Below are 9,950 nucleotides of genomic sequence, written 5' to 3' on the forward strand. Positions count from 1 at the left end.
CCCGGAGGCGTGCAGAGGGAAGTGCGAGAGCCATCGAATCTCCTACGGTGACGACACCACGAGTGTGCAGACAGTCGAGTCGCAAGCCTCCAGGTCGAGGCCGATGTTGACCTTCGTTGGGTCAAGCGCCGCGCGCGCGAGCCCAAGGCGCGTACGCGGGCGCTCGTCAATGGGGATGTCGAGCGTCCCAGTCACGCGCAGCGCCGCGCCGTGACGGTCGTCCGCCTCGTCGACTTCCAGCCATTTGCCCTTCCCGTTGATGTTCAACCCATGGGGGCCGTGGGCTGCCTTGTGGATTGCGCGGAACACGTGGTCGAACAGATCCGATGTGAGCGACTGCGACATGCGCACGCGGTCACGGTCATCCACGCTCGGCGGCGGAACAGCGCGCACCACAACCCAGAAGCTCTGCCGCTTCGTACCGATGCTCCTCGAGGAGTGCCCCGGAGCGACCTGACGATGACCCGGAGCTCCCGAAGGACCGGCAGGGAGGAGGTCGAACCCGTCGCCGAGGCCGATCACCACGCGCGCGGACGTGTCCATGTCGCGGTAGTCCTGCTCTGTGCCGTAGACGACGGGCGCGTCGATCCCGTTCTGCTCGAAGTAGGTCGCGACCTGGTCGCGCAGCCAGTCGATCGACAGCGTCATTTCGGCGCCCTCCGCGACAGCTCGTCGAGGTACTCGCGCAGCGTCTTCTCCGCGGCCTCGACCCAGGTGGACGGCATCTCCTTCGCCTTGCCGGCGCCGGGGTACACGGGGCGTAGTCCGCGATGATGATCGAGCGTCGGCTCGTCGACGGTGGTCGAGCGGATCGCGCCGGCCTTGCCCTGGAACTGCACCTCGCCGGCGGGGCGCAGCAGCGCGACGGCGCCGTCCTTCTTTCGCGCCGGCCACGGCCCACGAACCCCGGGCGGGCCCTTGCCCTGCGCGTACTCGTTCAGCGCGACCTTCTGCACCGCGGTCGCGACGAGCTCCATGCCCTTGCCCTTCGTCCGGCCGGGCAGCGTGCGGAACCACTCGGCGAGTTCCTCGATGCGGTCGATGCCGTCGATGCCGCTCATCCGCAGCGCCCCCCCAAGCGCTCGACCTGGCGGTCCATCCACTCGTAGGGAGAGGCCTCGCTGTAGGCCATGGGAGCGCCCTTGTCGATCGCCGTCGCCCCGCGCGGGGTCGACTGCGTGCGCACGAGCTCCACGAGACCATCTTTCGAGTTCGCGGCCTCTGTGACCCACGCCTGCGCGGCATCGTGCGCGCGCTCGGCCGCCGCCACCTTCGCGCCGTCGGGCCTGGCGCCGCGCTTCACGAGCAGCCGGTAGGCGACGATCGCGGCCGTGGCGTCGACGAGGCCGTCGTCGTACGGCGCGACGAACGGGACCCCGTAGCGCTTCGCCAGCCGGCCGTCGATGCCCCCGCTGACCTTCGTCGCGGTCCGCTCCACGATCCCGGGATACCTCTGCTCCAGCCAATCGACGTCCTCCTGGAGGAGAATCCCCAGGTCCATGACGTCTTGCAGCGTGGCGTAGCAGCTCATGGCCTCTTGACCCAGAAGCCCCGCCGGCAAAGCCGGTCGGGGTTCGGGCGGCGCCGCTCCTGGGGCGCCTTGGCGGGCAGCGGCTCACGCCGCGCGGGTCACGTGGGCTGCACGCGGAAGATGAGGTAGGGGTGGCCGTAGGAGGCGCCGTTGCGCCCCTTGAACTTCCACTCGTAGCTGTCCCGGTGCGCGAGCTGCACATCGGTGTACGCGGTGAAGGTGTTGAGGCTGTAGGGCTTGCGGTTCTGGAAGATGAACGGCCCGCCGCTCCCCTTCTGCCACTGGCAGGCGAGGTAGTAGACGCCGAGTTCGTTGTGCTCCGGCGCGACGACCGGCTCGATGCCGTAGGTCGAGATGACGTTCTCGGTCGAGCCCTGCCCCGTCCCGTAGTACCTCGTCGAGAGGATCTCGGCAGAGCGCTTCCGCAGGTCCTCCCCGCAGAGCAGGTGCTTGACCTTGAGCCGTCGCGTCTCCCCGTGCGGGCCGCGGAGAGACTGGATGTACGCCACCGCCCGCGCGAGGTTGGTGTGCGCGGCGTCCAGGGTCGGCGCGTTCACGATGTCGATCGGGCACGCGCCGGGGTAGCTCCCCACCTGGGCCCCGGTGAGCAAGTTGCTGAACGTCCCGGCGCCCTCGTTGGCCACGTTGATCGGGTGGGCCTGCGAAAAGAACGGCACCCCATCGTATCCGGCCTCGGTGAGGCCGTTCGCGATGAGCCGCGTGAACAGGCTCTTCTGCGGCCAGTACGCGGCGGAGCTGCCCATCTGGCGCGCCCAGTTGGCCGCATAGTCGAGCGCCGGCATGCCGCGGAGCATCGGACTCGCCATCTGGTTGTCCTCGATCTCGTTCGCGGTGAGCTCGAGGTTCTTGCCCGAGTCCTCGTTCTCGATCTCGAGATACGTGGCCGCGATGTCGTCGTATCGCGCGTTGCCGCCCTGCCCCTGCAGCTCGATCCCCGCGGACTCGATGAGCCAGAAGAAGAGCTCTCGGCGGGTGCCGGACGTCTTCACGTCCATGAACCTGTCCCAGATGAGGTCGGACGCCGTCTCATCCCAGGCGTTCTGGAGGATCGTCTGGACGTTCGTTTCGAACGTCGCGATCCAAGTCGGTGTGATCTTCATGACTCAGATCCCTTTCACGCGCCGAGATTGGCGAGCACGTCGCAGAGCACGCGCACGTTGGCGGCGCCCGCGGTGAAGGCGGAGGTGATGCGGTTGAACACCAGCGTGTCGGCCGCGACCAGGATCAGGCGCCCGTCGCTGCGCGTGTCGAGCGTGGCGCCGATCGTGCCCGTCATGCGGGTGTTGGTGGTGACGAGCGTCGCCTGCACGTCGCCGGAGGCCCCGCCGAGGATGTCGCCCTCGGTGTCCCATCCGGAGACCGAAGCGCTCACGCCGATGGCCGACGATGACCCGCCGGTCCAGTTGGTGCCGACCTCCCACCACGCCTCGCGCGGGTGGAGGCGCGCGCCGACGGGCACGGTGAAGATCGTCGCGCCGTCCGCGGTGCTGGAGGTGACCGGCAGCGAGAGCGTGACGACGGGGTCGGCGCGGAGCCATCGGCCGCTGCCCGCCGCCGGCGTCGCGACGAGGTTCTCCGTCGTGTCGGCCGCCGTCGACGTGGCGTGGAACCGCCACAGGCTCATGTCGGAGAGCACGAGGCAGAGCATCCCGTTCGCGCGGTCCGCGGCGGCGATCGCCTTGAGCGCGGTCCGGTCGGCGACGGGCGCGTGCACCGCGCTCGCGTACGCCGCGCTCATCAGGCCCTCGGCGGAGGGCGTCGCGAGCGCGATGTGGTGCTTGTGGTCCTGGCGCGCGGCCTCGTCGGCCGAGCCGGCCGACGCCGCGGTCGAGCTCGGGTCGGCGGGGGCGAGGTTCGACAGCCCGGAGGGCTCCGCCGTCGACATCGTGGCCGCGCCGATCTCGACCCAGACGCCCTCACTCGTGACGTCGTAGACCGGTCCGGCAGGCGCCGTGCTCACGGCCCCCGTCGCGGTCTGGTCGTCGAGCACGTAGCAGAGGCTCTCGCGGTCCGCGGCGACGACCGGGGTGTCCGTGTCGTTCGCCATCAGGAGCACCTTCCGCTCCTTGAAGAACTGGATCTCGACGCTCTTCGCGCCGTCCGCGCCGCCGGTGTTGTCGACCGTCTCGTAGAAGCGCCCGACCGGCACCGCGATGAGGTCGTCCGACGCAGGCGCGTAGAAGCCGCGGCTCGTCCCGCTGACGATGCACACGGCCAGGCCGCCCTGGAAGGCCTTGACGTTCGCCGCGAGCGGGCGCTTGTCACGGCTGCCGATCACCCGAATGGAGTTGCCCTTGGGCCTGGTGAGTGCGGCCATGGGTCACGCTCCCTTCTGCGCGGCGAGGCGCGCGCGGGTCTGGGCCGGGGTCTCCACCTTGATCGTGAAGCGGCCGTATTCGTCCTTGCTGGGCCCCGAGGCGCCCGCCTTCCGGATGCCCATCCCCTCGTCGAGCTCGTCCCGCTCGCGGCCCTCGAGGAGGGCGGGGCCGGCCTTGGGCTGCGAGGCCTTCTCGTGGCGCTGCGCGGTGGGCTTGCTCGCCTGCTCGAGGAAGCTCCGCGCGACGTCGGGGGTCTGCGCGAGGCACCACTTCCGCACAGCCGCCGAGAGGTCCGGGCGCTTGTCGAGCATCGCGGAGATCTCCAGCCGGTCGAGGCGCGCCTTGAGCTCGACGTTCTCGGCCGCCACCGCCGCCGCCGCCGCTGTCGCGGCGCTGGGAGCGCCGGCGGACGCGGCCGCCTTCGCCTCCTCTTTCTTCTCGTCCTTCTTGGGCTCGTCCTCGGCCTTGGCCTTCTCCTCGCCCTCGTCCTTCTTGGGCTCGCCCTCGGCTTCCTCCTCGCCGAGCGCCACGAGCGCCGCCTTGGCCTTCTTGGCCTGCTCCTCGTCGTCGCCCTCGGCGAGCGCGCGGAGGGCCTTGACCATCTCCTCGTATTCCACTCTGCTCTCCTTGGCGGCCGCGCCGCCCGCTCCGCCTCTCGCGACCATCGCGAGGAACCCGCTCCACGTCGTCACGCCGTCAGCGAGACGCTTTTCGACCGCCGTCTGGCCGCTGTACTGCCGAGCTTCCATGCCACGCACGTGCTCGACGCTCACCCCGCGGCGCTCGCACACGTGGGCGTAGAAGAGCTCCGCGAACTCGTCCACCTGGCGCTGGATCTCCGCCGCGGCCTCCTCGCTCATCGGCTGGTGAGGGTTGCCGTCTGCCTTCCTCGCGCCGCTCGTGAAGAGATGGAACTTGACGCCCATCTGCGCGTCAGCCTCGGTGCAGTCCACCGTGCCGGCGAGCGTGCCAATCGATCCGACCAGCGTCTCCGCCGACAGGTGAATCGAATCAGCCGCGCACGCGAGCGCGTACGCCGCCGAGCTCGCCTGGCCGTCAGCGTACGCGTGCAGGGACTTTCCAGCGCGCGCAGCCATCGCGCGGAGCTCTGTGGCCGTCTCGAAGCACCCCGCGACGTCGCCCCCGGGGGACGTGATCCGGAGCGCCACCTTCGCCGCCGGGCTCGCGAGCGCGGCGCCCACACGCGCCTTGATGGCGTCGTAGCTGTCGCAGAACCAGTCGCTGTGGTGCGTGAGCGGCCCGCGGATCTGGACCACCGCGACGGGCCCCTCCTGAGCGACAGCGGGAGCCTGCGCGGCGTCGAACTCCTGCCCCCAGGCCGACGCGGCGAGGGCGAGCACCCCGCGGCGCTCGAAGCGGTAGCGCTTCATGCTGCCTCCTTGAGGTCCTCGATCGGGACCCCGTAGCGCCTGCTGAGCTCGACCACGTTCACGCGCTTCCTCGCGTCCTTGAGGACCTCGTTCCACGACTTCGCCACGCCCGCGGCCTGGTTCGCGGCGATGGCGTGCTGGTTCATGTCCTTGGGCGGCGTGGTGTCCCACGCGGCCCTCGGCGAGCTCTTGACCGCGGCGGCGCCGAATCGCTCGTTCGCCCAGACGGGGATCGCCTGCGTGTTGAGCGTCTCCGCAAGGGCGTCCGCGTCGGACTGGATCAGGTCGCTCCGAATCGTCGAGTGGATCGCCGCGTTCGAGAAGCCTGCGCCACCCGTCGTCGTGACGAGCTGGCCCGCGATCGTGACGATGATCTCCTCGTTCGAGGTCTTGATGATGTCTTGAAAGACCTCGTATCCGCGCCCCTGGCTCTCCAGCAGCTTGAGCTCCCAGCCCTGCCGGAGGATGTACACCGCGTTGACGCTCCAGTTGACGACCTTCTGCATGAAGCTGAAGGCCTCGGCATCCGTGGCCCCATGTGGCGCGACTGCGATTCTTGCGGCGTTGGCCAGGGTGTTCGCGAAGTTCTCCCGGAGGAAGAACCCGTGCTCCTTCGCGATGTACGCGCGGCCGAGCGCCGGCCAGAGACCGTGCGTCCATGGCTGGACGGCGCCGCCGGGGCAGTGGAGCACCCAGCGCCCATCCCCAGGATTCACGGGCTCCACGCCGTGGATCGACTGGTAGTACCAGCGGTCCTCCGACCAGCGGTATTCGAGGAACTCCGGATCGAGCCGCCGCAGCACCGGCGAGGACCCGTCGATCTTTACGAACTCCCCGACGCCGACGCCGATCACGCGGCCATCGCCCGAGAGCAACGCGAGCTCGGCAGACGGGAAGACGGAGCGGAAGTCGAGCGAGAGCGCGCTCACGAGCTCGTCGTCCGGCCCGGAGAACCGCACCGGGAGCTGCACCAGCCCCTCGGTCCGCGTCGAGAGGACGCCGGAGATCATGCCGTCGCGCCGGAGCGCGCGGCACAGGGCGCCCGGCAGCCGCATGCTCCCGGTCGTCGACGCGACGATCGCGGCCTCGAGGTCCGCCTGGAACCACCGGGTCTGGACGATCGGAATCGGCGCGGCTTGGCGCTCGAAGCCGTCCTGGAACGAGGTCCCCGTCGGGAGGTCGCGCGGCCCCACGTACGACTTCACGCGCGTGAGGAGCGACGTGAAGAGGTTCACGCGCTCACCTCCGGCGGAGGGACCGTACGGCTGGGCACGCCATCTTATGGCGCTGCGCCGTGCTAACTAGTTAGCAATCGTCTGCTCGGGCGCTTGCGCCCAGGCGTCGATCGGGATGCCGTAGGCGTCGCGCAGGATCATCAGGTGCGTCACGGCGCGCGGCGTCGAGTGCCCGGTCATCCAGTGCCCGACCGTGGAGCGCGCGACCCCGCACCGCCGGGCGATGTCCTCCTGGCGGAGCCCGCTCCTGGCCAGGAGCACCGAGCCGTGCGTCCGCCGCGGCGTCACGAGGCCCCCCGACGCATCGCGCCCGCGTACGGATCGAACCCGCCGCCGCGCGGGTCGAGCGCCCCATAGACCGGATCGGCTTGCTCCATGGTCTGCTCCTCGCCCTCTTCCGGTCGGTCGTGGCGCACGGAGGTCGGCTCGTAGACCGAAAGGATGCACGCGTCGGCTCGGTCCGTCGAGCGCCCGAGCTTCTTGCGCAGCCGCTCTTTCTTCTCGACGTGTCGCCGGCCAAGCTCGTCGCGCTCCCAGCCGGGCGCGGTGAGCTCGGCCGGGAGCTTCCGATCAGGAGGGATCGCGCCACCCGCCGCCAGCCACTTCTCCGCGAACCCGAACCAGAGATGGTCTCTCATCCACTGGTACTCTCGCTTGAGCGGTGACGGCGAGCCGAAGTGCACGGGCACCACGTCGACCTCGGTGTCGAAGCGGAGGAGCTCCCGATACACCTCGGTCCCGACGGTCCCGCTCGCGTCCATCACGATCAGCGGCTTGTTCTCGCGCGACCTTCGGAGACGACGAACGGCACCCATTGCACGAACAGCGTTCGCGCGGGCGCGCTCCGCGGACGTCGGGAGCACAGGCGTCGCCCACGCCTCGAGCTCGAGGATCTTCATCCCCCGACGCGCGGCGATGACGTTCTCGTCCATGCCGCCGCCGGCGACGTCGAAGCCGAGGACGAGCCGATCGCGCGGGTCCGGCATGTCCGCCCAGCGCTTCTCGGCCGCCGTCACGTCAGCCAGCGTCATGACGCGGTAGTCGCCGCCCTCGGCGAACTGCCCCTTGACGCGCACCAGCCACACCGGGCCATTCGGCGCGTTCCAGTCGACGGCCTGCTCGTCGAGCCATTCCTGCGTGGCTAGGCCAGGGACGACAGCACGCCCCGCCTTCACGTTCGGGCTCTGCTCGCTGTCGAGGTTGAAGCACGCCCAGAGCTCGCGCTTCGAATGATGGCTGTCGTAGAAGTGCCCCTCGTTCCGGTCCGGCTGCGAGAGCATCAGGGCGCGGGCGTCGTCGCCCGCGAAGTTGCCCGCCGACGCCTCGAAGATGCCGTCGTCGATGCCCGAGGCCTCGTCGTAGATGTACAGCACGCGGCGCCCGGAGATGCCCGACGCGGCCTGCTTCTGGTCCGCGGTGAAGCCGACGACCTCGCGCATGCCCGACCTGAGCCCGTTGCCAGGCAGGTCGGCCAGCTTCCCGTCGATCGGATACGGGCTCTGCTTTATCCGCCCCGTCACCGGATCGCGGTGCTGGTGCGATCGGTCGAAGTGCCCGCGGAGCTCGCGCCAGAACACGTCGCGGAGCTGCTGCGCGGTCACCGCGGTGGCGCGCACGCGCGCCTCTTCGTCGGAGCAGTACCACCAGAGCGCGATCCCCGCGACGAGGTAGTCCTTGCCCATCTTGTGGCCAGAGGCGACCGACACGCGGGCGCGGCGCTGGTTGATCGCGCGCGGGATCGCCTTTTGCTCGTCCGTCAGGTACTCGACCAGCAAGACCTCGCGGAAGAAGCCCTCGGGGTCATCCCGCCATCGCCGCGACGGCCAGCGGTGCTCCACCCCGGTCGCCTCGATCTTCCGGTACAGCCGGTCGAGGAACGGCTCGCCGCGTCGCCCCTTCCGCGGTGTCATTCACCCCGCGCCCTGCGAATCGCGGTCATGGCCTGCTCTCTGCAGGTCGCGCAGCTGCTCGTGATGTCCAGGATCATGGCCTCGGCGCGCGCGACCTCCTCCACCGTCGCCGTTCCGGCGCTCGTGATCGCGGCGTTGACCGCGCGCGCCTCGCGCTCGAGCATCCGGGCCATCACCTCGCCGGCGTTCACCGCCGTGGCCCCCGAGGCGATGCGGCGCCGCAGGCGCTGGAGCTCCCCGGGGATCTGGCGGGCGCGGGCCTGGAGCGCCTCGAGGGTCGCCGGCGGCTGGTCGTCGCCCACGTCGTCGACCTCATCGGCCGGCGGGGGCGAGGCCTCCCCAGGCCCCGCCGCGCCGCGCGCAGGGGGCGCCGAGGGGGCTCGGCGAGGGGCCGGGGGCGACGGGTGCTCCACCGGAGCGGCGGGCCCACGGCGCCCCGCCCCAGGCCCAGCGGCGGGCGGTGGCGATGGCTGCCCGTCGAGCAGGTCCCAGTCCGCGGCCGGGACGCCGGTGCGCTCCTCGAGCCAGGCCGGCCCGCGGTCGCCATCGCCCCGCGGCGTCTGGTGCCCGTTGATCCACCGGCTCAGCGTCGCCGCCGCCACGCCGAGCACGCGCGCGGCGGCGCGGACCCCGCCCCGCCCCGTCGCCCACTCCTCCAGCCCAACCGCTCCCCGGGAACGCACGCAACAGGTGTTTAGCACCCCGTTCCCGTTACTGCTACCGGAACGGTAACAGTTTCGGACGCGCGAAACGGGCTGGAGCCAGCCAGGAACGGCGCCGCGCGCTGGCGCTCGACCCCGCGTTCCGTGGCCCGTTCCCAGATCCACCGCCCGAACCGGGCTGTATACAAGACCGACCCCCCCTGGGACTTCGACCCCTCAAAACTGTTACGACCCCCCTATAATTCCACCCTGGCTGCACCGCCCCCCCCGCCCGATGTGGGACAGGTGGGTACCCCCCCCTGGGGTCAGCCGCGGGCCCCTACTCCGCGCAGCGGCCTTCCTCGATCCGGCCGCTGCGCAGCACCTTGCAGCGTGACCCTGGGGTGCACTCGCCCCACGTCGAGGGCTCGTCCGGGAAGCACACTCGGCCAGAACCCTGCACCTGGTATTGGATCCAGTCGATCGCAGGGTCATCGCAGCGGTACCCGTCGGGCCTGTCTGCAGCGCCGGTGACGCAGCCCGTCGATGGGCCCGGAGAACCGCTGCTGCTCGAGGTAGCGCTCGCCGTGGTGCTGGTGGAGTTGCTCGTCGTCGCCACGCTGCTCGTCGTCGTCCCGCCGGTCGGCTCGCCGCCGGCACCACCCTGCCCCGCGCCGCCCTCTCCCCCCGCACCGCCACCGCCCGCGCTGGTCGAGCTCTCCGCCGAGGTGGCCCCGCCCTCGCCGCCGGCTCCTCCCTCACCGCCAGCGCCGCCGGCCGCGACGTCCCACCACCGGTCGCAGGTCTGGCTGTCGCACCAGTACTCGTTCAGCTCGTCGTCCGGCGCGCACGGACCCAGGAGCAGCACGATCATCAGGATGGGGAGAAGCATGACGGCACCTC

The 9,950-nt window shown here is 70.7% G+C and carries 11 protein-coding genes; all 11 read right to left on the bottom strand.

Features of this window, described 5'->3' with window-relative positions; genetic code table 11:
* Positions 1 to 42 precede the first annotated feature (42 nt).
* The gene (locus tag WME98_RS50255; protein ID WP_437948656.1) at positions 43 to 648 is read right to left on the bottom strand and encodes a hypothetical protein; all 606 of its coding nucleotides are present in this window, start codon (positions 646 to 648) and stop codon (positions 43 to 45) included.
* On the bottom strand, positions 645 to 1,061 hold the full coding sequence (locus WME98_RS50260; RefSeq protein ID WP_437948658.1) for a hypothetical protein: 417 nt from the start codon (positions 1,059 to 1,061) through the stop codon (positions 645 to 647). Before WME98_RS50260 ends, WME98_RS50255 begins: the two co-directional genes overlap by 4 nt.
* Positions 1,058 to 1,531 carry a phage protein Gp36 family protein gene (locus WME98_RS50265; protein WP_437948660.1) on the bottom strand — a complete coding sequence of 158 codons (474 nt, stop codon included), beginning with the start codon at positions 1,529 to 1,531 and terminating at the stop codon, positions 1,058 to 1,060. Before WME98_RS50265 ends, WME98_RS50260 begins: the two co-directional genes overlap by 4 nt.
* Positions 1,532 to 1,629: 98 nt before the next feature.
* A complete protein-coding gene (locus WME98_RS50270) occupies positions 1,630 to 2,652 on the bottom strand; it encodes a Mu-like prophage major head subunit gpT family protein (RefSeq protein ID WP_437948662.1) in 1,023 nt (340 codons plus the stop codon).
* A gap of 14 nt (positions 2,653 to 2,666) precedes the next feature.
* Entirely contained in the window at positions 2,667 to 3,869 is a 1,203-nt protein-coding gene (locus tag WME98_RS50275) for a hypothetical protein (protein WP_437948664.1), read from the bottom strand.
* A 3-nt stretch (positions 3,870 to 3,872) separates the two neighbouring features.
* Positions 3,873 to 5,261, bottom strand: coding sequence for a S49 family peptidase (locus WME98_RS50280; protein ID WP_437948666.1), 1,389 nt, complete (start codon positions 5,259 to 5,261; stop codon positions 3,873 to 3,875).
* Positions 5,258 to 6,496, bottom strand: a complete 1,239-nt coding sequence (locus WME98_RS50285; RefSeq protein WP_437948668.1) for a phage portal protein family protein — start codon at positions 6,494 to 6,496, stop codon at positions 5,258 to 5,260. Before WME98_RS50285 ends, WME98_RS50280 begins: the two co-directional genes overlap by 4 nt.
* Positions 6,497 to 6,562: 66 nt before the next feature.
* Entirely contained in the window at positions 6,563 to 6,784 is a 222-nt protein-coding gene (locus tag WME98_RS50290) for a helix-turn-helix domain-containing protein (RefSeq protein ID WP_437948670.1), read from the bottom strand.
* Entirely contained in the window at positions 6,781 to 8,406 is a 1,626-nt protein-coding gene (locus WME98_RS50295; RefSeq protein WP_437948672.1) for a hypothetical protein, read from the bottom strand. The genes WME98_RS50290 and WME98_RS50295 overlap by 4 nt, the downstream gene beginning before the upstream one ends.
* Entirely contained in the window at positions 8,403 to 9,089 is a 687-nt protein-coding gene (locus WME98_RS50300) for a hypothetical protein (protein WP_437948673.1), read from the bottom strand. The genes WME98_RS50295 and WME98_RS50300 overlap by 4 nt, the downstream gene beginning before the upstream one ends.
* Before the next feature lie 298 nt (positions 9,090 to 9,387).
* A complete protein-coding gene (locus WME98_RS50305; RefSeq protein ID WP_437948675.1) occupies positions 9,388 to 9,939 on the bottom strand; it encodes a hypothetical protein in 552 nt (183 codons plus the stop codon).
* Positions 9,940 to 9,950 lie beyond the last annotated feature (11 nt).

The organism is Sorangium sp. So ce296, assembly GCF_051529605.1.
In the GTDB taxonomy this organism is placed as follows: domain Bacteria; phylum Myxococcota_A; class Polyangia; order Polyangiales; family Polyangiaceae; genus Sorangium; species Sorangium cellulosum_D.